We start from the raw sequence: 25078 nt of genomic DNA on the forward strand, positions 1-25078 counted from the left end.
CCAATTTAGCCAAAAGGTTTAATCGTTGTTGTTAAAAAAAGCTTCAATTTTTTTGACGGCCAAATGATAGGAAGCTTTAAGTGCTCCAACACTTGTTCCGAGAACTTCCGAAATCTCTTCATATTTCATGTCTTCAAAATACTTCATATTGAAAACCAATTTCTGTTTCTCCGGCAAGGTCAACAGTGCCTGTTGTAATTTCATTTGAGCCTTGTCGCCGTTGAAGTAGTTGCCATCAGCAAGTGTTTCAGCCAAATAAGCAGTCGTGTCGTCATCCAACGACACGTTCTGCTTTTGTTTTTTCTTATTTAAGAAGGTGATACATTCATTTGTTGCAATGCGATAAAGCCAAGTATATAGTTGTGAGTCTTCTCGAAAGTTTCCAAGATTCTTCCATACTTTCACAAAGATATCCTGCACAACATCGTCCGCATCGTCATGATCGATGACCATTCTTCGCACATGCCAATAAATCTTCTGTTGATATTTCTTCAACAATAAACGGAAAGCTTCTTCTCGCGTACTTTCTTCAGCGAACTTTGCTATAATTAAAGCGTCATCCATATATTGACCTGCGTAGTATTGTTATTTTCTTTTGATTACTTTTTGAGCCGCTGCAACAATAGCTGCTGCATTCAAACCGTATTTCTCCATCAACTGAGCAGGAGTACCTGATTCCCCAAAACTATCATTGACAGCAACATACTCTTGCGGAGTAGGTAACTCTCTTGTTAGTACCTGAGCCACGCTATCACCTAAACCACCAAGACGATTATGCTCTTCTGCCGTTACCACACATTTCGTTTTGGCAACAGATTTCAAAATAGCCTCCTCATCCAAAGGTTTGATTGTATGGATATTGATAATCTCGGCGTTAATACCTAATTCTGCCAATTTTTCCCCAGCTTGTATAGCTTCCCACACTAAGTGACCCGTAGCAATAATGGAAACATCTGTTCCTTCATTTAATAACACCGCCTTACCAATAACAAATTCTTGATCAGCAGGGGTAAAGTTAGGAACAACAGGGCGGCCAAAACGCAAATAAACTGGACCTTCATATTTAGCTACTGCAATAGTAGCCGCTTTTGTTTGATTAAAATCGCAAGGATTGATCACCGTCATTCCTGGTAGCATTTTCATCAAACCAATATCTTCTAAGATTTGGTGAGTTGCACCATCTTCACCCAATGTCAAACCCGCGTGCGATGCAGCAATTTTTACATTTTTATCAGAGTATGCAATCGATTGGCGAATTTGATCGTAAACACGGCCAGTAGAGAAATTCGCGAACGTACCCGTGAATGGGATTTTACCGCCGATAGTCAACCCGGCTGCAATACCCATCATATTTGCTTCCGCAATACCGATTTGGAAAAAGCGCTCTGGAAACTCTTTAATAAAATCGTTCATTTTTAACGAACCGATCAAATCAGCACATAATGCAACCACATTTTCATCTTGCTTTCCCGCTTCCAATAAGCCCGCTCCGAATCCTGAACGTGTATCTTTTGACTCTGTATAAGTATATTTTTTCATTCTAGTAATCTCCTAAAGTTTCTGTAAGCTGATTCAACGCCGACGCCAATTGTTCGTCACTTGGAGCAACACCATGCCATTTGTGAGAGCCCATCATAAAATCAACACCACTACCCATTTCGGTATGCATTAGGATGATGACAGGTTTACCCTTTCCTGTACGTGACTTGGCTTCTGCCAAACCAGCTACCACAGCGTTCATATCATTGCCTTTCGCAATTTCCATCACATCCCAGCCGAACGCTTCCCATTTTGCACGAAGATCACCAAGAGATAATACTTGATCCGTAGATCCGTCAATTTGCGCTTTGTTGTAGTCAACAGTAGCGATCAGATTGTCTATTTTGTTGTGTGGTGCATACATTGCAGCTTCCCAAACTTGGCCCTCCTGCAATTCACCATCACCCATTAATACATAAACTAGATTATTGTCTTTATTCAGTTTTTTTGCCTGTGCGGCACCAATTGCAACAGATAATCCTTGGCCCAAAGATCCCGAAGCAATACGAATGCCCGGAAGGCCCTCGTGTGTTGTAGGGTGACCCTGAAGTCTGGAATTGATTTTTCTGAACGTTGCTAATTCGCTCACTTCAAAATATCCCGCATGTGCCAATGTACTATAAAATACAGGAGAGATGTGTCCATTTGACAGGAAGAATAGATCTTCTCCTTTTCCATCCATGTCAAAGGAAGGATTGCGTTTCATTGCATTGAAATAAAGCGCCACAAAGTAATCTGTACAACCTAACGAACCACCTGGGTGTCCTGATTGACAAGCGTGTACCATACGTACGATATCACGTCTTACCTGTGATGCAATTTGTTCTAGTTTGATAATATCTGCACTCATTTTTTTTGTTGGTTTCACAATTGGTCGTAAAGTTAACTATTTTTAAGCTAGATGCTTGTTAAAAAATGAATTTATATTGACTTATGCCCGAATATCAAGCCGCTTCAGAAGAAGGTTCGCAGGATAGCAATCAAAAAATGCTAGTGAAGCCGAGGAGTTTTGCCTACCTGACTAGTACTTTGATACGCTGGATATTTTCAGACCTTTTACATTACCGGACATAAAAAAAGGATTCAGCACTACTAATTGCCGAATCCTTTTTATTATAAATGTGAAGCTAAGATTACATGGCTTCAGCAACAACTTCAGTCACTTCCGGAACCATGCGCTTCAACAATCCTTCAATGCCTGCTTTTAAAGTAATTGTCGATGATGGACAACCACTACAAGAACCCTTTAGTTCAACCGTTACCACACCTTCATTAAATGATTTATAATGTATGGCACCCCCATCCTGTTCAACAGCAGGTCGTACATAATCGTGTAAAACTTGTTGTATCTTTACTTCAGTTTCGGTGCCCTCAAAATTCACTTCTGTGTCGTGGTGTACCGTTTTTACAGCAAGTTCAGACTCTACAGCCCCTTTTACAAAATCTTTCAACAAAGCTTCGATGTCTTCCCATTCCGCATCTTCCGTTTTGGTGATAGTTACGAAGTTACTCGCGAAAAATACGCCATTTACAAAATTAAATTTGAACAATTCAAGTGCAAACGGTGAATCTTGTGCTGCTTCTTTATTTGGAAAATCCACACTACCGTTGATCAATAACTTATTGACCAAGAATTTCATGGTAGAAGGGTTGGGTGTAGATTCTGTATATACGTTAATCGTAGCCATGTATTATCTATTTTTTTATTCCAAGCAAATATATATCAAAAGGAGCTTTATTAAGGTCATTTATAAGTAAAAGCTTATAAAGTGACACCCGTGTAGTTAGCAGGACTGATCGCTTTGAGTTCTGCTTTGACTTTATCGGAAACATGTAGCTGATCGACAAACGCTGCGATTGTCTCTTTCGTTACCCGCGTGTTTGTACGTGTAAGATCTTTCAGCGCTTCGTACGGTTTTGGATAGCCTTCTCTTCTTAATATGGTTTGTAATGCTTCGGCAACTACAGCCCAGTTATTTTCAAGATCATCAGCCAATGCCTGTTCGTTTAAAATCAATTTACGTAAACCTCTTAATGTCGATTTAACGGCAATTAGCGTGTGCGCAAATGGAACACCAATATTACGTAAAACCGTCGAATCTGTTAAATCACGCTGAAGACGTGAAATCGGTAATTTAGCGGAGAGATGCTCGAAAATAGCATTTGCAATGCCCAAATTTCCTTCTGCATTTTCAAAGTCAATTGGATTGACCTTATGGGGCATAGCGGATGAACCGATCTGTCCGGCAGTGATTTTTTGTTTAAAATAATCCATCGAAATATAAGTCCAGATATCGCGGCATAAATCGATTAGGATATTGTTTATGCGTTTTAAAGCATCACAGCTCGCCGCAAAGTTATCGTAATGTTCAATTTGCGTTGTGGTTTGAGAACGGTCTAAACCCAAGATATTGTTGACAAAATTATTTCCAAAATTGATCCAATTGGTTTCCGGATAAGCAACCTGATGTGCATTGAAATTACCCGTTGCACCACCAAATTTGGCGGAATATGGAACTTGATTGAGTAGTTGTAACTGTCGCTCTATTCGTTCGATAAAAACATAGAACTCTTTGCCCAATCGAGTTGGAGACGCAGGCTGTCCATGTGTACGGGCCAACATCGGAATGCCTGACCATGACGTCGCTAATGATTTTAATTCATGAAGCAACTCGTCAATCGCTGGCGAGTAACTTTCTTTAATGGCTTCTTTCCAAGAAAGCGGAATAGCTGTATTATTGATATCTTGGGATGTTAAACCAAAATGAATGAATTCAAGGTAGTCCTGTAGCCCTAATTTTTCAAATTGATCTTTTAGAAAATATTCAACCGCTTTAACATCATGGTTCGTAACTTTCTCTGTGTCTTTGATCCAAATGGCATCTTCCTCAGAAAAATTTCTATAAATATCACGCAATTTCTCATTTAGACTTTTGTCAAATTGTTGCAATTGGGCAATACCTGATTCACCTAATGCAATAAAATATTCCACTTCCACGCGTACGCGATATTTTATTAAAGCAAATTCAGAAAAAAATGCTGAAAGTTCATGAGTGTTATTGTAATAGCGTCCGTCGATAGGAGTAACTGCTGTTAAAGATGATAAAGCCATAGATTGAATGATTTTTTGGCAAAGGTAAAAAAATGCTTGGAGCTTAGCAATTTAATTGGCGCAGATATAAAAAAAGCCTCCTTGGTGAAGGAAGCTTTTTTATCAAGTCTAAATTCTATTTCAGAAAATTAGTGAGCAGCTTTAGTTGAATCAACTTTAGCCTCAGCTGAATCTACAGCTGATTTTGCTGAATCCAATTGTGTGTTAGCTGAATCTAAAGCAACATTAGCTGAATCAGTAGCAGCGTCAGTTGTTTTACCAGTTTCACCACATGATGCGAAAGCTAATGTTAAAGCTAAACCTAAAAAACCGAATTTGAATGCGTTTTTCATTTTATTAAAATTAAATATTTTTAAATCTTGTTATTTAGGGGTTAATACCGATAAATTAAAAAGGTAACCCCAGATTTTTCTCTTTTTGAAAAAAGAAAGACCTTTTGTTAAAAAAGGCCTTCCAAAAGCTTTATTCAGTCCTAAATTATTTTTTAGTAGCAGCTGAATCAACTTTAGCAGCAGCAGAATCAACTTTAACAGCAGCTGAATCTACGTGGTTAGCAGCTGAATCCAAAGTGTTAGCAGCTGAATCAACTAAAGCAGAAGCTGAATCTGCAGCACCTTCAGCTTTTTTCTCTGAATTGTTACAAGATGCGAAAGCTACAGTTAAAGCTAAACCTAAGAAACCGAATTTTAATGCGTTTTTCATTTTCTAATTTTCTAATTTAAATTGAAATAATTTTCTTTTTCATCTGTTAATACACGTAACCAAAAAAGGTAACCCAAAAAATATATTTTTTTTAAAAATTTATATAAAAGGTTGTTTATCAAAGTTTTATTTTTTTTTAGCAAGACGTGTATCTTAGGCTTTCGACTGCGCTATCCTTTAGCGTTACAAAGGTTAATTAAGGCAATCGCTGGGTGGATCTTGTCTATTTGTTGTGCATAAGTTGTGTGCAGCCTCTAACTCGACAAATGTATCGGTCCAACTGTTATTAAATAGCAAACAATTTTCGGTTATTTTTCTTATTTTGAGAAGTACGCACTTTTAAAAAAAATACACATATGTTTGATAAAGTTAAGAATATAATGGATTTGGCAAAATCGATAGACTTTGGCAAATTGGAAGAAATAGCAAAAAAAGTGGATTTGGGAGCAGTTATGGATGCTGTATCAAAAATGGATGATAAACAGCTGCATGGTTTAATGAAAATGCTGAATTCCGGAAAGGAAAAGCGAGAATTGCCTCCTATTAATGGTGATTTCTATGCGATGGATAGTAAATTAAACGATACAGACCGCGCTTTACAATTGAAGGTGAGAGAATTTATGGAGACCGAAGTCAAACCAATAGTTAATAAATATTGGTTGAGAGATGAATTTCCTTTTGAAATCGTACCCAAACTGGCGGCATTAAATATTTGTGGCTATACATACAATGGGTATGGATGTATGGGCGGAAGTTCTTTGATGGAAGGAATTATAGCGGCTGAGATAGCACGTGTGGATGCTTCTGTAGCAACATTCTTTGGCGTACAGAGTGGTTTGGCAATGGGGTCAATTTATCTTTGCGGATCTGAAGAACAAAAGCAAGAGTGGTTGCCCAAGATGCAACAGATGCAGGTGATAGGTGCGTTTGGATTAACAGAACCTGAAGTGGGCTCGGGGGCTGCAGGCGGATTGACGACAACTTGTAAAAAAACAACCGATGGTTGGGTTTTGAATGGTCAGAAAAAATGGATCGGAAATTCTACGTTTTCCGATATCACAATTTTATGGGCTAGGGATCTCGATGATGGAGAAGTCAAAGGTTTTATTGTAAGGAAGGATAACCCAGGTTTTTCTGTCGAAAAGATCAAAGATAAGATGGCATTGCGTATTGTGCAGAATGGCCTCATTACTTTAAATCATTGTATCATTCCTGAAAGTGACCGTTTACAAAAGGCAGACTCCTTTAAAGATACAGGTAAGGTTCTTCAGATGACGCGGGCCGGGGTCGCCTGGATGGCTGTGGGCTGTGCTAGAGGAGCCTATGAAAATGCATTGGATTATACCCGAAAAAGGAAGCAGTTTGGTAAGCCAATCGCCTCTTTTCAGCTTATTCAGAATCACCTGGTTGAAATGTTGTCCAATTTGACCGCTATGCAAACGCTAGTCTTTAGGCTATCTGAACTTCAGGATAGAGGTGAGTTAAGAGATGAACATGCTTCGCTGGCAAAAGTGTTCTGCTCTTTGCGTACGAGAGATATTGTTTCCAAAGCCCGTGAAGTGATGGGGGGCAATGGCATTTTGTTAGAGTATAATGTCGCGCGATTTCTGGCGGATGCAGAAGCAATTTATTCCTATGAGGGTACAAAGGAGATTAATTCCCTCATTGTTGGTCGAAGTATAACTGGATTTAGTGCTTTCGTGTAGCTGCTTTCCGGCTAACTTTTCGTTTCTTGATGTCGAGAATTACTAAAAAGGACTTTGTTAAACAACAAAGCCCTTTTTAGCTGAATTAAACGCAAACCGAACTTGACTATTTGCGTTTAAACCGCATCATGGCGATATCGCCCATGATAAATGTTAGGGTATTCTCGCTGATACTGTATGTGTTTACCTTTTCTAAGGTAGAGAAAAAAGTTGCTTCGCCATTCCCTTCGCAAGCCATTTTTGTTGACATAATTGGGCCGAAATTAATACTATTTCCATTGGTTTTGAACGTCATATTATAGTTGTTACAGCTACTATTGCCATTTACCTTTCCGCTGACCGCGTCAAATATCATTGTTGGTTTACGGTCGGGATATAGACCATCGAAAGCAATGCGTGCGCCCGATATATAATCAAGCTCCCAAGTTCCAGAAAGTTGCTGCTTATCGTCCTGGATCAACTTAAATTTTGCCAATGGAGCCATTTTAGCTTTGTTCAGGCTAAGAATACCATTGTTGACAGTGTAATTATCTGCAGCGATCAAGTTTTTTGATAGCGCTTGTTCGATAGACATGTCCGGACAGGCCATCATAGTTGACATTCCCTGACCAAATTTAATTTTTCCATTTTTGGATAGTATTAAATCTCCTCCGATGCCATTGCAGCCCCCACTTGCACTGTAGCGTTTTTCCTCCAGTTGCAGATAGGGCATTTTACCATTGATTTGATCCGCTACGGCATGCCCATTGATTTCAATTAATTGCCACTTTTTTCCAATGACAGCTGATGTCGAACTGTTTTCACTTTGATCAGTCGACTTCTTATTGACGACAGAACAACTACCAAGACCAATACTTAAGATGGCCAATATTGCGAAGTTTTTAAAGTTCATATTTTAAATTTTAACCTATTAACATCCCTTTTAACGTTTGGTTTGGCAAAGTGCTACAAAAGTTTACAAACAAATAAGGCTTCCAATCTGGAAGCCTTATTTATCAATCGAATAAATGTTACTATTTATTTTTATTTTGTTGTGCCTGCTGTTGAGCACGCATCATTTCTTCCATTTTAGCCTGGAAGCTTGATTTTTTTTCTGCTTTTGGATTCTTTTTGTTCTCCTCCAATTTAGCTAATATTTTCTCATCATTCACCATGGTGCGGATTACCAATTGCGTCAAGAATGTAAATAAAGCACTCAAGAAGTAATAGTAGTTCAAACCAGCCGGGAAGCTGTTCAACACAAAGAAGAAAATCAACGGCATGATATAGCCCATGTATTTCATCTGACCTGTAGCGCCTGATGTAGCATTGTTATACCAAGTGGTCAACAACGTTGTTAACGTCATCAGGATACACATCAAAGAAATGTGGTTAAACGATCCAAAGATGGGAGCAAATGTGAATAGGGTATCATAGGTTGACATGTCCTTCATAAACAAGAAACTCTGTCCTCTCAATTCAAACAAATTTGGGAAGAAATAGAAGAATGCAATTGTAAAAGGCATTTGTAATACGAGGGGAAGGCATCCACCAAGAGGATTGACACCGACCTGTTTGTACAATTTCATTTGCTCCTGTTGCATCAACATTTGGTTGTCTTCGCCGACTTTTGCTTTGATCTCGTCCAGCTGCGGTTTTAATACGCGCATTTTGGCCATAGAAACATAAGATTTGTAGGTCATTGGCGAAAGGATCAATTTCAACATCAGTGTCAATAAGAGTATAACGATACCGTAGCTCATATGGAAACCATCCAGGAAGTTGAATACCGGTACTGTAATCCATTGGTTGATCCAACGCATAGGGCCCCAGCCCATATTGATGATCGATTGATAATCATTACCCTCCGCTTTCAGCACATTGTATTGGTTGGGACCAAAGAAGAAGTTCAACGAATAGCTATTGTCCTTATGGTTGTCAAATGCTAATTCCGCGTTCGTATTGTAAAACTTGATGACATCCGATTCAGTCGCATGTTTTACATCCACTTTAGCATTCACAAAACCATCTTTCGCGTTCAAGATACTAGAAAAGTAATGTTGCTTAAAAGCAATCCATTCCACTTTTTTCTCCAATGCTTCATCAGCGTCTTTTGATTCTGAAAGATGATCTACCTTATTGTCTTCTTTATAGTAAAGAGTAGATTTTTGTCTTTCAGACTCTATATTTTGTTCCTTCTGTCTTAACGTGGTATTCCAGTTAAGGGTCAACGTTTTTTGACTTTGTGGAACTAAATTCTGTATCCCTTTTGTATGGATGTCCAGCGCTACATTATAACCTTTGCCGGCAATAGAGTATATATATTCAATGTATTGGTCGGCACTGTAATTTAGTCTGAATTTTACCGATTGTTTTCCTTCACCAGAAACTTGGATATCCGAAGATTCTGTATTGAAGTACAAATCGTTTGTTGCCACGTTTTGACCCGCTGCATTAAACAGAAAACCAAATTTATTGTCCTCACCTTCAAAAAGCATCAACGGTTTTCCATTGAAATTCTTTTCACCTTTTAGTTCGACAGATTTAACTTTACCGCCTTTCGTGCTGATCTTGGCAATGATTTTTTCATTTTCAATCGTGATGACTTTCTCGGTTCCAAATTTCGTGGCACCAAAAGGCTTTTTCAGTTCCGCCGAATCAGCAATCACTGCTGTTTGTGCTGTTTTGGCTTTCGCGGTAGAGTCACTTTCAGCAGGAAGTCCTTTTTCTGTACGCGCTTTAGCCTCTTGTCGCGCTTGTTCTTGTTTGATTTCTGATTCTGAAGGCTTCATCAGGTAAAATGAACCAGTGATGATAGCAAACATCAGGACCAAACCAATTAGGGTATTTCTATCCATTTTTAATAATTAAACTTAATTAATTGTATCCTTCTATTACTACTTTGATTTCTTGTTGGCCAAAGCAGCGGCTACAAAGCTAACAAAAAGTGGGTGAGGATTTGCAACTGTTGACTTTAATTCTGGATGAAATTGTCCGGCAACGAAAAATGGATGGTTTTTCAGTTCCACAATTTCTACCAATCCAGTCTCTGGATTGAAGCCTGAAGCAATCATTCCGGCCGCTTCATATTGCTTCAAATAGTCGTTGTTAAATTCATAACGGTGACGGTGTCTTTCAGAAATTTTTGTTTTGCCATAGATTGCAAAGGCTTTAGTTCCTTTTTTAATTTCACAATCGTAAGCGCCCAAACGCATGGTACCACCCATATTGGTAATGGTTTTTTGCTCCTCCATCAGATTGATAACCGGATTAGTCGTGTTGGCATCCATCTCAAAACTGTTGGCATCTTTCAGTCCCAATACGTTTCTTCCGAATTCAATTACCGAACATTGCATACCTAAACAGATCCCAAAGAAAGGAATATTATTTTCACGAACGTATTGGATAGCATTTAACTTACCATCCAAACCGCGTTCACCGAATCCTGGAGCAACCAACACGCCGTCCATTCCTTTTAGCTTTTCAGCAACATTTTCTTTTGTAACACTTTCGGCGGCAATGTAACTCACTTTTACTTTACACTCATTTGTAGCACCCGCATGGATAAATCCTTCAGTAATGGATTTATACGCATCTGGAAGTTCAACATATTTCCCAATCAATGCAATATTAATTTCATTTGTCGGGTTTTTTAGCTTACCTAAAAAGTTTTTCCAGTTTTCCAGATCAGGCTCATTTTTGTTGGAAAGTTTCAGTTTTGTTAATGCCGTTTTATCCAAGTTCTCCTTCAGCATCAGTAAAGGCACATCATAAATTGTAGAAGCATCGATGGATTCGACTACTGCATTGATATTGACATTACAGAATTGCGCTAATTTTTTACGGATTTCCTGAGATAATTTATGTTCTGTACGACAAACAAGAATATCAGGTTGTACCCCATATTCCAATAATGTTTTAACAGAATGTTGAGTAGGTTTTGTTTTCAGCTCGCCAGCAGCAGCCAAATATGGAACCAAAGTCAAATGGATAACCAACGAATTATTGGCTCCCAATTCCCAACGGAGTTGTCTTACTGCTTCCACGAAGGGTAAAGATTCAATATCACCAACAGTTCCTCCTAATTCGGTGATCACAATATCATATTGACCAGACTCTCCCAGCAATTGCATTCTGCGTTTTATCTCATCTGTGATATGCGGAATTACTTGAACGGTTTTTCCTAAATATGCACCTTCACGTTCCTGTTGGATAACGTGTTGATAGATGCGGCCTGTTGTGACATTGTTTGCTTGTGAGGTAGGGACATTCAAGAAACGCTCGTAATGACCCAAATCAAGGTCAGTTTCGGCGCCATCTTCAGTCACATAACATTCGCCATGTTCATATGGATTTAGTGTTCCTGGATCAATGTTAATGTAAGGGTCAAATTTTTGAATGGTAACTTTATAGCCACGCGCTTGGAGAAGTTTAGCAAGGGAGGCAGCAATAATACCTTTCCCCAACGACGAAGTAACGCCGCCCGTAACAAAAATATATTTAGTCATAACAATTAAAGGATTTTCAATTTTATGTGGTCAAAATGACCAATAATAGTTGCTTTATGTACGGGATACAAAGGTAGCAATTATTATTAAAAATTAGCATTGAAGATTGCTCTAATAATTAAATTAAAAATAAATATTACCCCGGCTATCTATAGTTGTCTTTAATGTACGCTTTGTTTTTGACTTGATTTCAACACGATAGAAATTATTACTATTTGAAAATATGATGTCATATTTTTTCCGCTCATTCAAAATTTCAGGATATAGTTTGCTCAATTCCAAAATAGACGTCGCATAGCGTTTTTTATCGTTTCTAAAGATTTGTTGTAAATAAGAAATATTCCAGGCCATTTTTTCAAGAGATAAGAATTGCTCATCGATAAATAGCTGATTGGAACTATCGATAAATTTGATATGTCCCCATCGTTCAGGATAATGCATATTAACAAGACCAATAGGAGACCATACCCAGTTCTCCTCGGCAAGAGTCTTTCCAGTATCGTCTTTTTTCTTGCTATAAGTTGTTCCCGTATTCTCATAAAGCCATTGAACGCGGGAGAAATTTATCTTCCAGATCTCATTGGCCTTAATCTGATCTCCTTCGCCAAAGTATTTCAGACTCTTAACCGGTATTTTCATTTCCACTGTCCAATATTCATCTTTATCTTTTGGGTTGTTGATTGTTCCTGAATGATAAACGGCGCTTTCAATATCTTTTGTGTCCCAATTTAGATTAGCCCTGCCGCCAAAGCGATACGGTTTAGTCATCAAAAGATCCATGACCGTATTTAAAGCATTTACTTCAATCTCTATATATTCCGGAGATAGTAAATTTGGCTTAAGAAAAACCTCAAAGTCATTGTCGTGATAAATGATGGTGTCCTTTTGTTTTAAATATCCTTTAATATGAGGCTCTTCAAGCTTAGCAAATAAGTATAGGTTTTCCTTGTCCCAAAGCATCTTGACTTTTGTGTCAAATATGGGATGAGGTTTTTGTGCTCCTTCAATATCCTTAAAAGAATCTGTCCATACGGCTTTAGACCACGAATCTTCACTGTCTTTGCCATCTATAATAATAGCATCTGTTATTGGCTGCACATAATACACTTGAGGCTGCGGCTGTAGTTGAAGAAATTCTTTCATATTCCGCTGTGCGAAAGCAAAGTTCGGATAGATAATAAAAATAAGGATAAAAGCGATAGTTCTCATCGATATATAGTTTAATTATTCGAGCCAAAAATAAAGTGAAGATAATACGGTATTAAAAGTAAGTAAAATGTTTTAGTGAGGCAAAAAGAGGGGACTATTTTAAAGAGCAAGATATAATTATCCTAAATTTATTACAGAAGGAAGTTGGTAATATGTATTGGGGGGTAAAAAGGAAATCTATAGTCCATAAAAAAAGGCTTTGAATGATTGATTTCAAAGCCTTTTTTTATGCCGTGGTAGTCGTAATTAGATTCTTTTCGATTTAATACGAGCAGCTTTACCAGTAAGGCCGCGTAAATAGAATAATTTCGCGCGACGAACTTTACCGTAGCTGTTTACTACAATTTTTTCAATGTTTGGTGAGTTTACAGGGAAAATACGTTCAACACCTACACCGTTTGAGATTTTACGAACGGTAAAAGTAGCGTTAGCACCTTCGCTGTTTAATTGAATTACTACACCTTGGTACACCTGTACACGCTCTTTATTTCCTTCGCGAATTTTATAATGAACGCTGATGGTATCTCCAGCTTTGAAAGCGGGAATTTCATTCTTTACTACCGCTTGTTCTTCTACAAATTTTACTAAATCCATGATTTCGAGTAATTATTAACGATTTATATCCTGTAAAAATCGGAATGCAATATTACGACTTATTTTCTGAATATAAAAATACTTTTTTAAAAAACTATTGACTGATATTCAAATCGGATGCAAAGATATGAAAATGAATTGGATAATTTAAAGATATTTTGAATATTCCTTTGGCAGTTATTTAGGCGGGGTTTTCGACAAGGAAAGGCTAGAGAATATATTATTCCTGTAAAAATAGTATGCAATTAATCAGTTGGTTAGTGATTATTTTTTGGTCGACTGTTGACAAAGTCAAAAAATGATTAGATATTTGTGCCACACAAAACAAAGGTGATACCTTTTCGGGGTGTAGCGTAGCCCGGTATCGCGCCACATTTGGGATGTGGAGGTCGTAGGTTCGAATCCTGCCACCCCGACTTAAAAGCTCGACATTCGTCGAGCTTTTTTTGTTTTGTCTATTATTCGTCTCGTAAACTATTTACAGGATTGGCTATCGCTATTCGGATGGCTTGCCATCCTACCGTCATCAGAGCGATAGCTATCGTCACAGCTCCAGCGAGCAAAAAGAGCCACCATGGAATAGTAATGCGGTAAGCAAAGTCCTCCAGCCATTTATTCATGATCAGCCAGGCCGTTGGTGCCGCGATAAGTAAAGCAATTAGTACGGGTTTCAGAAAATCTTTTGACAACAATGCTGTAACGCCGGATACCGAGGCGCCAAGCACCTTACGTATTCCAATCTCTTTATTTCTTTTGGTAGCCGTAAATGAAGCTAGGCCGTACAGGCCGAGACAGGCTATAAATATGGCTAATCCCGCAAAAAGACTAAGAATGCGCTGTTGCCTGAGGTCGGTTTTGTAGAGGGTGTCAAACTTTTGGTCCAAAAAGCTATATTCAAAAGGGTATAAGGGAGCTGATTTAGCAAATGCCTTTTTAATAGTATTTAGCGCCGCAGGGAAATCCTTTGTGTTCAATCTCAGAAGCGCTACCCTTAGGTCATCGGAAGGAGAAATCACGAGTGCATCCATGTTTTCTTTTAGGGATAGAAAGTTGAAGTCGTCCACTACGCCGATGATTGTTCGTGGAGATTGGTCACGGATCGTATTTTTTATCCATTTTCCAACGGCCTGTTCTGGAGTATATCCGAGCATTGATGCTGCAGTACGATTAACTAGTACGGCGCTAGCGGAGTCTGTTGGATATTGCGCCGAGAAGTTACGGCCGGCAATTATTTTAAGTTTTAAGGTGCTTACGTAATCAAAATCAGTGAATTCAGTTCTGGATTTCCACTTCTCACCGATTTTTCTCTCTACTTCAAATGTGTGGCTATCGAAAAAGCCGCCTGGTTCGCCAGACATAAAGGAGACCGATGCAATGTCTCTGCTCGCAGATAGTTCATTTTTGAATGTACGTAGGTTGTTATATAGTTCTTCATTGTCAATAGGGATAACGACGGTCTGTTGGTCGTCGTATCCAAGCCCCATTTCTTTTACATATTTCATCTGCTTGGTAATAATCATTGTACCTATGATAAGCAGAATGGAGATGCTGAACTGCACCACAACTAACGTATGGCGAAACACCGTTCCACCTTTACCTATGCGTAATTTGCCTTTTAATGCTTGTGTAGGGGAAAAGGTCGAAAGGTATAATGCAGGATAGCTGCCTGCTAATAAGCCTACAATAACGATAAGCGCCAGTAGAAAAATATAGATGGGCCACCAATTCCAGGGAACTGTCAGCGTGTATCCCAAGAGCTGATTGTATATGGGCATTAATAGTTGTAGCAGGCAGATGGCGAGCAAACAGGATATTGCAGTTAGTAAAATAGACTCTCCGATAAACTGTCCCATTAATTGAATACGTTGTGCTCCGAGCACCTTCCGTAAGCCGACTTCTTTTGATCGGTCAACCGCACGTATCGTTGAAAGATTCATGAAGTTGATGCAGGCGATAACCAATATGAGTATGGCGATCGATAAAAAGATGTAAATGACTTTTTTATCACCATGTTTTGCACTGTCAAATGCGCTGTGTGACTCAAGATATACGTCTTTCAGCGGGGTGAGCGCTAGATCAAAATGAATTCCCATATTTGTGGAAACCGCTTTCATATGCCTGTCCATAAAAGAGGGGAGCTGATTTTCAAGTTTTTGGGCGTTTTTATTTTCGTTGAGTAGGATATAAGTAAATAAGTTGTTGTTTTCCCATGCTTTGAACGGTTCGGTATTGATATAGTTGGATAATGGAATGACCAAATCAAAATCTAAGTGAGAGTTGACCGGAAGATCTTTTGCAATCCCTGTAACGGTGAGTTGTTTGCTTTTATCCAACTGGAGTATTTTGCCAATTGGATTGTCATTTCCAAAATATTTTCTCGCTGTTTTTTCTGTTAATACTACACTTGTTGGGTTTTTCAAAACAGTCGTTGGATTTCCTTTGAGCAGGGGAAAGCTAAAGAGTTCAAAGAAATCAGCATCAGCAATAAAGAGTTTTTTTTCATTGAACGTAATGCTATCAAAAGCGAATAGTCCATTGGCGGGCATGACTCGTACAGCCTTTTTGATTTCATCCGGATAATCGGTTAATAGGGCAGGAGCATATGGGGCAGATAAATAAGGTGCACGATCTTTGCTATTGTCGAAACCGCGCATGAGGCGATAAATGCGGTCACCCTGGCTGTGAAATTTGTCAAAACTAAACTGATTGGCAATAAATAGGAATATCATAGCACAGACCGTGATCCCTATCGTTAAACCAAGAATATTGATAAAGGAGAAGACCTTGTTTTTCATCAGGTTCCGCCATGCGATTTGTAAATAATTCTTTATCATACTTTTCGTTATATGTGTTCATTTTGATCTTCTGATAATCAATAGCTTTGAATAATATCTTAATCTACAGACTCTTAAAAATATTAATTTAGGTCAGTTTCAAAAAAACTGCCAAATCAATAAATATCTAGTAGTTAATGAATTACATTTTTTTTAATGATTTAAGTGTTTGGATATGAACACCTGATGTTCATATCCGAACATGTTAAGTGCTGAAATAAAAGCGAGTTATCGGAGAGGTGCTGTAAATGGAAAAGACGGTTGTGAGAAGAATATGTCGCAATGAAACAACAGGTTAGTTTTATTTTGTGCATTTCATTTGCAAATAAATTGTAAGAAGCGTATATTTGTGCACACAAAACAAAGGTGATACCTTTTCGGGGTGTAGCGTAGCCCGGTATCGCGCCACATTTGGGATGTGGAGGTCGTAGGTTCGAATCCTGCCACCCCGACTAGAAAAAGCTCTAACGAAAGTTAGGGCTTTTTTTTGTTTCGGGACAGAGTGAAGATATCGGGTTTTTCAGATACGCTATTGCTCAATCTTTAGAACATTTAGCCGGTCCTGCCGTTTAAGCTACCACTATTTAATCGTTTGCTTGTGTATTTATTCTACAAATTAGGGGGGTGTTATATTAGTTTTTATACCGAAATTGATTGAGGCATTAAATCTTTTATAAATTATTTTACAATAAATCAGTTTGTTAAGTGTTTTATGAAGAATATTCTTGAAAGATAGCTATATTTAATGTACTTTTGTGCCACACAAAACAAAGGTGATACCTTTTTCGGGGTGTAGCGTAGCCCGGTATCGCGCCACATTTGGGATGTGGAGGTCGTAGGTTCGAATCCTGCCACCCCGACTAAGAGAGCTCTAACGAAAGTTAGGGCTTTTTTTATATCTATTTTTAACATAATATCCTTGTAAACCCGCTGTTAAACAGTTAAATTGCTTTAAATTTACTGTCAATTCGAATATAAACATAAATAATATGAACAGAAAAGCGGCATTTCTTTTAGGAATTTTGGCCTCTTGTGCATTACCGCAAGTAACCTTTGCTACACATTCAGTTGGAGAGTCTTTCCATTATCAACAAGATGTAGAGGGTAAAGAGCTGATAGGGCGATGGGATATCGAAGTGGATGTCAACGGTACACCAGCACCATCCTGGTTAGAGGTGAAATTGTCAGGCTATAGAACGTTAGTCGGTCACTATGTGAGTACTTCTGGGAGTGCCCGACCGGTTTCTCATGTGTTTTACGAAAAAGGAAAATTTAAGTTTTCTATCCCTCCTCAATGGGAGAGTGGAAAGATGAATTTGAGTGTGGAGGGCGAACTTGTCAATGGTGTTTTGGAAGGAACGATAACAGAGCCGGATGGCAAAACATATCGTTTTAAAGGTACACGCGCTCCAGAACTAAAGCGCACCGCTGCTGTCAAATGGGGTAAACCTATTCAACTATTTAATGGAAAAGATCTATCCGGATGGAAAGCCACAGGTAAGACAAATCAATGGTTGGTAAAAAATGGTATTTTGACCAGTCCGCAGTCCGGATCTAATTTAGTTTCTGAACAAAAATTTGAAGATTTCAAATTGCACGTCGAGTTTAAAATTCCAGCAGGGAGCAACAGTGGAGTCTACCTGAGAGGTCGTTATGAGGTTCAGATAGAGGATAGTCCCAAGGATGCCCATCCAAATGCCGTGCTTTTCGCAGGGGTATATGGCTTTTTAGCTGCCAATGAAATGGTCAATAAAGGAGCCGGACAATGGCAAACATTCGACATTACACTTATTGGCCGTCTCGTGACGGTAGTGGCAAATGGTAAGACTGTGATCTGTAATCAAGAAATCCCAGGCATAACTGGCGGTGCGTTGGATAGCAAAGAGGCAGAGCCGGGACCGATCTATTTCCAGGGGGATCATGGTCCGGTTGAATTCCGTAAGGTGATTATTACACCAGCAATTAAGTAACAGCACATCACGCTAAGGCTGCCTGAGAATAGGTAGCCTTTTTAAATTCCTATGACAACGACCACAATATCTTCATTCTGGTAGGATGTATAATAACGTTCAATAGATCCATTATCCTTGTATTCCTTCAGTTCTTCAAAAACCATTTTTTTGAGCATTCCTTTTCCCTTGCCATGAATAAACTTTATTTCGTTCATTTCCCAATAAATAGCTGCGTCTAGATTAGATCGCATAAAATCAATGGATTCCTGTAAGAGTTCCTCTGGTGAATAATCTTCCCAATCATCAAGGAAGGCATCGGTATGTAAGTCAACAATAGCTGAAGGTTTGCGCATTTCTCAATATTTTACAATGCTGCAAAAGTATAACAAAACGGCGACTTAATAGGTGAAGTCGTTTACGAAATAAATCGCTTGGGCAAATTTTTCATGCCATTTTTTGATAATAGCTGCAATTTCATATTCTTCCTCATCGGCATGGCTGAGCATCAATGATTCGATCGACTGTAGTAACTGCTTGACATCAAGAAAATAACCGTCAAAATCCCGGAATCCAGAAATTGTGTCGCGAACCAGCAGCATCACATCGTGGCGAAGTGTTATCATATCGTAGCGCGAAGAAATTCTATCCAGCAACCATTCCTTTTGGAAATTGGAATCAATATGTCTGTTGCACGCCTGATTGAAAAGTAGCTCAAATTCAACGACTTGATGCTTAAGGTCATAAATAGCTTGTTGGAGCTCTTCAAAAGTGCTGATAATTTTCTCCTGCGTCTCCATATTCTTCGATACAATTGCCATGATAATTTACTTAAAATGATATACAATTGATTTTTAGCTGTTTAAATAAAAATATGTAAGGTAAATACAAATAGGTAAGCAGAATGTTTTTAATGTTTTAATTTGTATGCGTAACTATTAGTTTTACTCTTTTTAACCTTAGTATTAGTCCAATACAGGGAAGAGAATAGGTTATTTGCTGTTTTTTTACGTTATTCGCGTAAACAAAAAATAGCTTAATAAAATCAAATGAAGGAAAAGGCGATTGGGAATTACCAATTAGAAATCTGTTCAAATTCTGTGGCGTCTGCTATAGAGGCCGAAAAGGGGGGAGCAACCCGCGTAGAGTTTTGTCAAAATTTAGAAAACGGGGGAACTACACCTTCGTTTGGCCAGCTACAGTTAGTACGAAAATTGGTTAACATTGGAATTCATGTGCTTATCAGGCCACGTGGAGGCGACTTCCTTTATACCGAGACTGAGATTTTGGAAATGATCGCAGATATTGAAATATGTAAGCAGTTGGGGATGGATGGCGTTGTAATCGGTATGCTGAATGCAGATGGTACGGTCGATAAAGTCAATACCTTGCGGTTGGTTGAAGCTGCACGCCCCATGCATGTTACGTTCCATCGCGCCTTTGATCGCGTAGAAAATCCTTTCCGTGCGTTGGAAGACGTTATTGATATGGGGATAGATCGTATTTTGACATCCGGTTTAAGAAATTCTGCACTCGCTGGAGTTTCATTACTCAAAGAGTTGGTTCAACAAGCCAGTGGCCGTATTGTAATTATGCCTGGTGCAGGTGTCGATGCATCTAATATCGTTCACATTTTAAAAGAAACGGGTGCAGTTGCGATACACAGTTCGGCAAAGGAGCTGCATGTTTCGAAAATGAGATTTAAGCAGGCTCAAGTCAATGGAATGGATGAAGCACAGTGGATGAGCTCAAAAGAAAAAGTCCACCAAATGGTGGACCTATTAAAAAGCCTTTAAAGTTATACTTTAAAGGCTATTAGATTCTTCTTACTTATTTAGCTTCTGAAGCTAATTGATTTAAGATAGCATCGTTTTTAACGATTTGGTTGCTAGCTTTCATTTTTGATCTAGAACCCAACTCTACGTTAGTTCCTAATTTCAAAAACTGAACTTCAACACGTGAAACAGTTTTATTTCTTCTATCTTTTCTTTTTAAACGTGTAACTCCCATTTTGATAATATTTTTATTGTTTAAAATAAAACGAGGTCGGAAGCGGATTCGAACCGCTGTAGGAGGTTTTGCAGACCTCAGCCTAGCCACTCGGCCATCCGACCCTATTTTTTCCTTTTGAAGGTCTGCAAAAATAAAACTTATAATTGGAATTAAAAAATCTTTATGATAAAACTTTTGAGTTTTTAAGCATTACTCTGAAAACCAAGCTTGTATTTTCAATGCATAGCCTTTAACACATGTTTATGAAAATGTGTTTAGCAATTGAAAGCGAAATTTTAGCCGCTTTACTTCAAAAAAGTATCCAGCTATTTATGAAGGCTTTTTTAGATGATTATTACCAAAATAGTAAGGTGGAATTTACTGCACCAATTGTCTTTTTTAAAGGACATTAGTAAGTATAGTATTTTTGAATTTTAATATTTTTTTGATTTGAAAATGAACGTATTATATATTTTGGAATAGATATTGCAAATCACGTTGTCAGAAATCTCATACAGGAAATATATGAGAATAAAAGATAAAGAACAAAGTAATTAAATTGGGAAACATGAAAAAATTATTATTATCTGCAGCAATTTTATTTGGATCAATGGGCGCATTTGCACAAGGAGGATTGGGTTATGGATTACGTGCGGGTGTAAATATCCCTAAATATTCGTACGAGAATGGAAGTTCAGAATCAAATACCGGCTTCTTTGTGACCGGTTATTTGGATGCCCCTGTGTCTCCATACTTCTCCATCCTGCCTGGATTGTCTTTGCAAAATAAAGGTGGCAAGAGAACAATAAGTGAGGGATCAAGTTCTGGTGAATTTAAACAGAGTATCATGTCGTTAGACATCCCTGTGAATTTAGTAGCTAAATTGCCTACGGGTGCATCTGGTAATTTCATTGTTGGTGCTGGACCATATGTTGGCTTCGGACTGAGTGGTAAAAACAAAGTTAAAGGTAATGTTGGAAATTGGGGGGCAGAGGGCGAAACTGACGTGAAATTTGGAAGTGGCGACAACGATCAATTAAAGCGTACCGATTTTGGTGTTAATTTCTTGGCGGGTTATCAATTAACCAATGGCTTTCAAATTAATGCTGGTTATGGTTTGGGTTTGACAAATTTAGCGCCAAATGGTGGTTCGGCTAAAAACAGAGTTTGGTCCGTTGGTATCGGTTTCGGACTTTAAGAAATATAAGTACTTAAACTTATTATGAGGAAAGAGTCCCTGCAGTTGTGGGGACTTTTTTAATGGATTAAACTTAAATCGACCTAAATTGTTATTTTTATGCAAAAGATAGCTGTATGAAAAGATTTCTTACTTTACCATTCTATGTGAAGTTGGCCAGTGTACTTATTTGTATTCTCCTGTTAGGTTATTTAGCAAAAATTGGCGATACCATTCTGGTCCCGATGATCCTGGGATTACTATTCTCCCTACTTTTAATACCGTTGAGCAATTTCATGGAACGTAAACTACGCTTCCCGAGAACATTAGCGGGCATTTTAAGTGTAATATTATTCTTCGGAGTTTTGGGGTACGGGCTTTTTCTATTAGCTTCCCAACTCACACTCCTGAAGGAAGATTTTCCAGCATTTAAGGAGCAGATAATGGATGGTGCGAGCAAACTGCAAAGCTGGGTCAGTGAACAATTTGGCATAAGGCACAAAGAGCAAATGGAATTCATCAATAAGACGGCTTCGAAGTCTGTGGATTCTGGCACGCTATTTCTAGGAACGGCATTGGTTTCTCTTTCATCCATGTTTATATTATTTGTCTTTACTTTCCTTTATACGTTTTTCCTCCTCATCTATAGAGGGCATATCGTGAAGTTTCTTCTATTTGTCAATCGCGTCGAAGACCGGCCCATTGTGGTCGATGTAGTACAGCAGGTACAGTATGTGGTCAAAAAGTATCTCATTGGTCTATTGATCCAGATGAGCTTAGTGTCGCTTTTGGTCTTTATTGTTTTGTCATTGATTGGTGTCAAATATAGTTTGCTTTTAGCATTGATTACAGGGGTGTTCAATGTGCTACCCTATGTCGGTATTTTTTCCTCTATACTTATTATTTCCATTCTTACTTTCGCGACATCATCGTTGACCCATGTGGTTTTGGTCATCTTAGCGTTGATTATTGTACACATGATTGATAGTAACTTTATCGTCCCCAAAATTGTGGGGTCTAAAGTTAAAGTAAATTCATTGTTTGCGATGTTGTCTATCATTATTGGTGAGATGATATGGGGTATTTCCGGGATGTTTTTAGCCATTCCTATTTTGGCAATAGTTAAGATTGTGATGGATCGCATTAGAGAGCTTAAGCCCTGGGGATTTTTACTGGGAGAAGAAGATAGCAAAGATGAAGTATATAAGGATTTATTTGAGACGCTCAATCCGATAGAGAAGAATATTATTGACAATGAAGTGAAGGAGTAACTTGATTCTACATTATGTGCCTCATGCTTTTGTATGCCTTGTCTCGCCCTTGGATCGTACCATCTTCGGATTGCCCCCTATAGCTTGCCTGTAGATAATATGGTAAGGCGGCGGGGGAACAAATTGCGAAGCATCCCCCAATTGAATATTAATAAACACTAAACTATTTGCAGAAAATCTTATCCTCTTAATTTTATCGGCTTTATGGACGTTGTCTATAGATGGCGGTCCACAGATGGTGCTAAGGTGTAATTACCATATCGCCATCGTTTAAATTAATGCCGCTGATCCATATTGGTCTTAGAAAATCTTCTTTTGTGATAGGGGCAGTCATATAACTACGTATAATCTGAAAAGGGTCTCCATCAAAAAGGTCTACCTCTTTTGTATCCGATATTTGAAAATGTATTGTTGAGTTTGCAAGGATAGCCTCGTCCTCTTCCATTAGTTTTCTTTTAAAATATTTTCTATCTACCAGATTTTTCATAGTTTCATAATCTGCGTCGGATTCAATGAAAATTGATGCTGCTCGCCCGAAGGTGATTTCATTGACATACATTAAATCTTTAGGGTCGAGCTTCGCTAGAGCGGAATGTGCTTTTGCTTTGGCAATATCCGTCATACACGTCAAACTATAGATCAGATTGGTGAAACTTACAGCATAGAGGTATTTAGAACCTTTAGATTGTGGGTTAACAGCAAGCATGACCTCCGAGTTGATCTTTTGACCAAAAACTGCTCCTAATTTTTCGTAAGATGCAACCCTTTGAACTTTGGGTATTGATTCGCTGACTATGCCTGCTAGGTCATCGCCTTCAATATTTTTGAGAATGAAATTAACCATTGCAGCTTTACTGGGCATGATTACCGCGTCAGCTGTCTTTGAATTAACGTTCACGGTTGGAAGATTCGAAGCTTCAATAAATTCATAATTATCCTTATGAAGGGAGCTGATTTTCATAATGGCACCTAGATACAATTTGTCAAGATTTTTTATTCATGAAAAATCGGCTGGCTTCATCTTCTATCTCCTGCGCGGCGATGTTTAAATTTTTTGAATTAATTAGTATAAAACGGTTATGGGTTAATATCTAGAAGTCTGTCTCTTACAAGTAGGCATGCTCCGATCACCCCTGCCTTTTCTTGTAGCTGTGATAATTTTATTTTGGTGTCTGTACTTACAAGATTTAATGAATATTTGTTGATTGCACTCTTTATAGGGAGTAGGATATAATCGTTAGTTTGTGCCAAAGGACCTCCGAGAACAATCAATTCTGGATTGTATAGGTTTATCAGAATTGCTATAGCTCTGCCGAGTTTTTCACCAATTTTCGCCAGTAATTCAATGGCTAGCACATCATCCGAGTGAATTGCCGAAATAATGTGGTTTAAATTGATATCTTCGATCTGAACGGTTTGTGTTAAGGTGGTGGCATAGCCTTCAGCAACTTTTTGTATAAAAAGATCCTTTAAAGCGCGGCCAGAAGCCTCAGTCTCAAGACAACCTTTCTTGCCACAGTGACAGATGATTTCATTGTCAAACATTGGGATATGGCCAAACTCACCCGCAAATCCAGATTGACCGTAATAAATCTGTCCATTGATAAGCGTGCCCATCCCAATACCATAATCGAGATTTAAAAAAAGTACATTTTTTTCCTGTTTCACTACCCCTGACATAAACTCTCCATATGCCATTGCTCGTGAATCGTTCTCAATGAAAGTCTTTATTTTTAAAGTTTCTTCAAGGTATTTGCTTAGCGGTGTCTCACTGAAATAAAAGAAACTATAACTATACCCTGTCTTGTAGTTAATCCGGCCACTTAGATTCATGCCCAAGGCTAAAATCTTTTCTTTCGGAACAGTGGATTTCTTTATGAAATCCTGAATGATCTTACAGAGATGATCCAAAGAAGCTTGATTATTGGCCAACTTATAGGGAAGGTGCTCGGCAATAGATATTACATTTTTGTTAAGATCAATAAGCCCTATATTCACATGGTTGTGCTTGACATCAACTCCAACAAAGAAGCCTGAAGTGGGAAGTAGTCCGTAGATATTTGGTTTCCTTCCACTGACAGATGTCGACTTTCCATAATCTTTTACCAGTCCTTCTTCGATTAGTTCATTGATTACATTCGTGATTTTTGGTACGCTAAGCTTCAGTTCCTTACTTAAATCTGCGATCGTACTGTTGCCATTCATAGAAAGGATCACAATAATATGCTTCTTGATGGAATTGTTTTTGTAGGCAACGCCAGAAATATTCTCGTTTTCGATATGCTCAAAAAATGTCATCGGATATAAATTGTAAAAAACAAATCTAACAAATTTAAATGTATATATTGAATCTTAACTGTCTTTAAGGCTTAAATAACATTATTTATTTTTATATAGAAGCTATTTATTAAATTATTTTATTAAATACATTGCATTATTAAAATTTATTTTTAATTTAGCATTGTCTTCTGCTGGGTAAGCCTTATAACCTAGTTCAGAAATTCGC

The 25078-nt window shown here is 38.2% G+C and carries 23 protein-coding genes and 4 tRNA genes; 8 read left to right on the plus strand and 19 right to left on the minus strand.

Annotation, left to right across the window (positions count from 1 at the left end):
* Positions 1 to 18: 18 nt before the first annotated feature.
* The 7 genes from B2W36_RS16840 to B2W36_RS16870 form a co-directional block, all read right to left on the minus strand.
* Positions 19 to 564, minus strand: a complete 546-nt coding sequence (locus tag B2W36_RS16840) for an RNA polymerase sigma factor (RefSeq protein ID WP_046671841.1) — start codon at positions 562 to 564, stop codon at positions 19 to 21.
* A 21-nt stretch (positions 565 to 585) separates the two neighbouring features.
* Positions 586 to 1539, minus strand: coding sequence for a transketolase family protein (locus B2W36_RS16845; protein WP_293881937.1), 954 nt, complete (start codon positions 1537 to 1539; stop codon positions 586 to 588).
* Between the two features lies 1 nt (position 1540).
* A complete protein-coding gene (locus B2W36_RS16850; protein ID WP_293888839.1) occupies positions 1541 to 2389 on the minus strand; it encodes a transketolase in 849 nt (282 codons plus the stop codon).
* Positions 2390 to 2672: 283 nt separating this feature from the next.
* On the minus strand, positions 2673 to 3227 hold the full coding sequence (locus tag B2W36_RS16855) for a NifU family protein (RefSeq protein ID WP_209581510.1): 555 nt from the start codon (positions 3225 to 3227) through the stop codon (positions 2673 to 2675).
* Between the two features lie 74 nt (positions 3228 to 3301).
* On the minus strand, positions 3302 to 4651 hold the full coding sequence (gene purB / locus B2W36_RS16860) for an adenylosuccinate lyase (protein WP_293888840.1): 1350 nt from the start codon (positions 4649 to 4651) through the stop codon (positions 3302 to 3304).
* A gap of 128 nt (positions 4652 to 4779) precedes the next feature.
* The gene (locus B2W36_RS16865; RefSeq protein WP_293888842.1) at positions 4780 to 4983 is read right to left on the minus strand and encodes a hypothetical protein; all 204 of its coding nucleotides are present in this window, start codon (positions 4981 to 4983) and stop codon (positions 4780 to 4782) included.
* A 145-nt stretch (positions 4984 to 5128) separates the two neighbouring features.
* Positions 5129 to 5353, minus strand: a complete 225-nt coding sequence (locus B2W36_RS16870; RefSeq protein WP_286778244.1) for a hypothetical protein — start codon at positions 5351 to 5353, stop codon at positions 5129 to 5131.
* 356 nt (positions 5354 to 5709) lie between these two features.
* Here B2W36_RS16870 and B2W36_RS16875 point away from each other — a divergent pair, with 356 nt between their 5' ends.
* On the plus strand, positions 5710 to 7059 hold the full coding sequence (locus tag B2W36_RS16875) for an acyl-CoA dehydrogenase family protein (RefSeq protein WP_293888844.1): 1350 nt from the start codon (positions 5710 to 5712) through the stop codon (positions 7057 to 7059).
* Positions 7060 to 7165: 106 nt separating this feature from the next.
* Here B2W36_RS16875 and B2W36_RS16880 read toward each other — a convergent pair whose 3' ends face one another.
* The 5 genes from B2W36_RS16880 to rplS form a co-directional block, all read right to left on the minus strand.
* A complete protein-coding gene (locus B2W36_RS16880) occupies positions 7166 to 7951 on the minus strand; it encodes an META domain-containing protein (RefSeq protein ID WP_293888845.1) in 786 nt (261 codons plus the stop codon).
* 121 nt (positions 7952 to 8072) lie between these two features.
* Complete coding sequence (yidC, locus tag B2W36_RS16885) at positions 8073 to 9896, minus strand: membrane protein insertase YidC (RefSeq protein WP_293888847.1); 1824 nt, start codon at positions 9894 to 9896, stop codon at positions 8073 to 8075.
* A 39-nt stretch (positions 9897 to 9935) separates the two neighbouring features.
* Positions 9936 to 11546, minus strand: a complete 1611-nt coding sequence (locus tag B2W36_RS16890; protein WP_293881953.1) for a CTP synthase — start codon at positions 11544 to 11546, stop codon at positions 9936 to 9938.
* Positions 11547 to 11669: 123 nt separating this feature from the next.
* A complete protein-coding gene (locus B2W36_RS16895; RefSeq protein WP_293881955.1) occupies positions 11670 to 12755 on the minus strand; it encodes a carbohydrate-binding family 9-like protein in 1086 nt (361 codons plus the stop codon).
* Between the two features lie 246 nt (positions 12756 to 13001).
* Entirely contained in the window at positions 13002 to 13349 is a 348-nt protein-coding gene (gene rplS / locus B2W36_RS16900; RefSeq protein ID WP_209581561.1) for a 50S ribosomal protein L19, read from the minus strand.
* A 342-nt stretch (positions 13350 to 13691) separates the two neighbouring features.
* Between rplS and B2W36_RS16905 the strand changes: the two genes are divergently transcribed.
* A tRNA-Pro gene (locus B2W36_RS16905) sits at positions 13692 to 13765 on the plus strand.
* Between the two features lie 42 nt (positions 13766 to 13807).
* On the opposite strand, the gene B2W36_RS16910 is transcribed toward B2W36_RS16905, so the two are convergent.
* Complete coding sequence (locus tag B2W36_RS16910) at positions 13808 to 16183, minus strand: ABC transporter permease (protein WP_293888848.1); 2376 nt, start codon at positions 16181 to 16183, stop codon at positions 13808 to 13810.
* 378 nt (positions 16184 to 16561) lie between these two features.
* On the opposite strand from B2W36_RS16910, the gene B2W36_RS16915 reads away from it, so the two are divergent.
* The 3 genes from B2W36_RS16915 (at position 16562) to B2W36_RS16925 (ending at position 18153) form a co-directional block, all read left to right on the plus strand.
* A tRNA-Pro gene (locus tag B2W36_RS16915) sits at positions 16562 to 16635 on the plus strand.
* A 334-nt stretch (positions 16636 to 16969) separates the two neighbouring features.
* A tRNA-Pro gene (locus tag B2W36_RS16920) sits at positions 16970 to 17043 on the plus strand.
* A 129-nt stretch (positions 17044 to 17172) separates the two neighbouring features.
* Positions 17173 to 18153, plus strand: a complete 981-nt coding sequence (locus B2W36_RS16925; protein WP_293888849.1) for a 3-keto-disaccharide hydrolase — start codon at positions 17173 to 17175, stop codon at positions 18151 to 18153.
* Positions 18154 to 18194: 41 nt separating this feature from the next.
* Here the strand turns inward: B2W36_RS16925 and B2W36_RS16930 are convergent, their stop codons facing one another.
* Together B2W36_RS16930 and B2W36_RS16935 are read right to left on the minus strand one after the other, a co-directional pair.
* A complete protein-coding gene (locus B2W36_RS16930; RefSeq protein ID WP_209581567.1) occupies positions 18195 to 18488 on the minus strand; it encodes a Smr/MutS family protein in 294 nt (97 codons plus the stop codon).
* 45 nt (positions 18489 to 18533) lie between these two features.
* The gene (locus B2W36_RS16935; protein ID WP_209581568.1) at positions 18534 to 18953 is read right to left on the minus strand and encodes a hypothetical protein; all 420 of its coding nucleotides are present in this window, start codon (positions 18951 to 18953) and stop codon (positions 18534 to 18536) included.
* 228 nt (positions 18954 to 19181) lie between these two features.
* On the opposite strand from B2W36_RS16935, the gene B2W36_RS16940 reads away from it, so the two are divergent.
* Positions 19182 to 19928, plus strand: coding sequence for a copper homeostasis protein CutC (locus B2W36_RS16940; RefSeq protein WP_293881965.1), 747 nt, complete (start codon positions 19182 to 19184; stop codon positions 19926 to 19928).
* Positions 19929 to 19962: 34 nt separating this feature from the next.
* Here the strand turns inward: B2W36_RS16940 and B2W36_RS16945 are convergent, their stop codons facing one another.
* Positions 19963 to 20142, minus strand: coding sequence for a hypothetical protein (locus B2W36_RS16945; RefSeq protein WP_046671880.1), 180 nt, complete (start codon positions 20140 to 20142; stop codon positions 19963 to 19965).
* A 33-nt stretch (positions 20143 to 20175) separates the two neighbouring features.
* A tRNA-Cys gene (locus B2W36_RS16950) sits at positions 20176 to 20246 on the minus strand.
* 446 nt (positions 20247 to 20692) lie between these two features.
* Here B2W36_RS16950 and B2W36_RS16955 point away from each other — a divergent pair.
* Both B2W36_RS16955 and B2W36_RS16960 read left to right on the plus strand, forming a co-directional pair.
* Positions 20693 to 21322, plus strand: a complete 630-nt coding sequence (locus tag B2W36_RS16955) for a porin family protein (protein WP_293888851.1) — start codon at positions 20693 to 20695, stop codon at positions 21320 to 21322.
* A 116-nt stretch (positions 21323 to 21438) separates the two neighbouring features.
* A complete protein-coding gene (locus B2W36_RS16960) occupies positions 21439 to 22572 on the plus strand; it encodes an AI-2E family transporter (protein ID WP_293888853.1) in 1134 nt (377 codons plus the stop codon).
* A 241-nt stretch (positions 22573 to 22813) separates the two neighbouring features.
* Here the strand turns inward: B2W36_RS16960 and B2W36_RS16965 are convergent, their stop codons facing one another.
* Positions 22814 to 23533 carry a hypothetical protein gene (locus tag B2W36_RS16965; protein WP_293888854.1) on the minus strand — a complete coding sequence of 240 codons (720 nt, stop codon included), beginning with the start codon at positions 23531 to 23533 and terminating at the stop codon, positions 22814 to 22816.
* 116 nt (positions 23534 to 23649) lie between these two features.
* Positions 23650 to 24870 carry an ROK family transcriptional regulator gene (locus B2W36_RS16970; RefSeq protein ID WP_293881979.1) on the minus strand — a complete coding sequence of 407 codons (1221 nt, stop codon included), beginning with the start codon at positions 24868 to 24870 and terminating at the stop codon, positions 23650 to 23652.
* Positions 24871 to 25078 lie beyond the last annotated feature (208 nt).

The sequence above is a fragment of the Sphingobacterium sp. UBA3549 genome, assembly GCF_002376635.1.
GTDB lineage: Bacteria > Bacteroidota > Bacteroidia > Sphingobacteriales > Sphingobacteriaceae > Sphingobacterium.

What these genes read in the sequence shown, in the direction of transcription:
- B2W36_RS16840 (WP_046671841.1), bottom strand. Translation starts at nt 564, where the DNA reads ATGGATGACGCTTTAATTATAGCAAAGTTCGCTGAAGAAAGTACGCGA.
- B2W36_RS16845 (WP_293881937.1), bottom strand. Translation starts at nt 1,539, where the DNA reads ATGAAAAAATATACTTATACAGAGTCAAAAGATACACGTTCAGGATTC.
- B2W36_RS16850 (WP_293888839.1), bottom strand. Translation starts at nt 2,389, where the DNA reads ATGAGTGCAGATATTATCAAACTAGAACAAATTGCATCACAGGTAAGA.
- B2W36_RS16855 (WP_209581510.1), bottom strand. Translation starts at nt 3,227, where the DNA reads ATGGCTACGATTAACGTATATACAGAATCTACACCCAACCCTTCTACC.
- purB (WP_293888840.1), bottom strand. Translation starts at nt 4,651, where the DNA reads ATGGCTTTATCATCTTTAACAGCAGTTACTCCTATCGACGGACGCTAT.
- B2W36_RS16865 (WP_293888842.1), bottom strand. Translation starts at nt 4,983, where the DNA reads ATGAAAAACGCATTCAAATTCGGTTTTTTAGGTTTAGCTTTAACATTA.
- B2W36_RS16870 (WP_286778244.1), bottom strand. Translation starts at nt 5,353, where the DNA reads ATGAAAAACGCATTAAAATTCGGTTTCTTAGGTTTAGCTTTAACTGTA.
- B2W36_RS16875 (WP_293888844.1), top strand. Translation starts at nt 5,710, where the DNA reads ATGTTTGATAAAGTTAAGAATATAATGGATTTGGCAAAATCGATAGAC.
- B2W36_RS16880 (WP_293888845.1), bottom strand. Translation starts at nt 7,951, where the DNA reads ATGAACTTTAAAAACTTCGCAATATTGGCCATCTTAAGTATTGGTCTT.
- yidC (WP_293888847.1), bottom strand. Translation starts at nt 9,896, where the DNA reads ATGGATAGAAATACCCTAATTGGTTTGGTCCTGATGTTTGCTATCATC.
- B2W36_RS16890 (WP_293881953.1), bottom strand. Translation starts at nt 11,546, where the DNA reads ATGACTAAATATATTTTTGTTACGGGCGGCGTTACTTCGTCGTTGGGG.
- B2W36_RS16895 (WP_293881955.1), bottom strand. Translation starts at nt 12,755, where the DNA reads ATGAGAACTATCGCTTTTATCCTTATTTTTATTATCTATCCGAACTTT.
- rplS (WP_209581561.1), bottom strand. Translation starts at nt 13,349, where the DNA reads ATGGATTTAGTAAAATTTGTAGAAGAACAAGCGGTAGTAAAGAATGAA.
- B2W36_RS16910 (WP_293888848.1), bottom strand. Translation starts at nt 16,183, where the DNA reads ATGATAAAGAATTATTTACAAATCGCATGGCGGAACCTGATGAAAAAC.
- B2W36_RS16925 (WP_293888849.1), top strand. Translation starts at nt 17,173, where the DNA reads ATGAACAGAAAAGCGGCATTTCTTTTAGGAATTTTGGCCTCTTGTGCA.
- B2W36_RS16930 (WP_209581567.1), bottom strand. Translation starts at nt 18,488, where the DNA reads ATGCGCAAACCTTCAGCTATTGTTGACTTACATACCGATGCCTTCCTT.
- B2W36_RS16935 (WP_209581568.1), bottom strand. Translation starts at nt 18,953, where the DNA reads ATGGCAATTGTATCGAAGAATATGGAGACGCAGGAGAAAATTATCAGC.
- B2W36_RS16940 (WP_293881965.1), top strand. Translation starts at nt 19,182, where the DNA reads ATGAAGGAAAAGGCGATTGGGAATTACCAATTAGAAATCTGTTCAAAT.
- B2W36_RS16945 (WP_046671880.1), bottom strand. Translation starts at nt 20,142, where the DNA reads ATGGGAGTTACACGTTTAAAAAGAAAAGATAGAAGAAATAAAACTGTT.
- B2W36_RS16955 (WP_293888851.1), top strand. Translation starts at nt 20,693, where the DNA reads ATGAAAAAATTATTATTATCTGCAGCAATTTTATTTGGATCAATGGGC.
- B2W36_RS16960 (WP_293888853.1), top strand. Translation starts at nt 21,439, where the DNA reads ATGAAAAGATTTCTTACTTTACCATTCTATGTGAAGTTGGCCAGTGTA.
- B2W36_RS16965 (WP_293888854.1), bottom strand. Translation starts at nt 23,533, where the DNA reads ATGAAAATCAGCTCCCTTCATAAGGATAATTATGAATTTATTGAAGCT.
- B2W36_RS16970 (WP_293881979.1), bottom strand. Translation starts at nt 24,870, where the DNA reads ATGACATTTTTTGAGCATATCGAAAACGAGAATATTTCTGGCGTTGCC.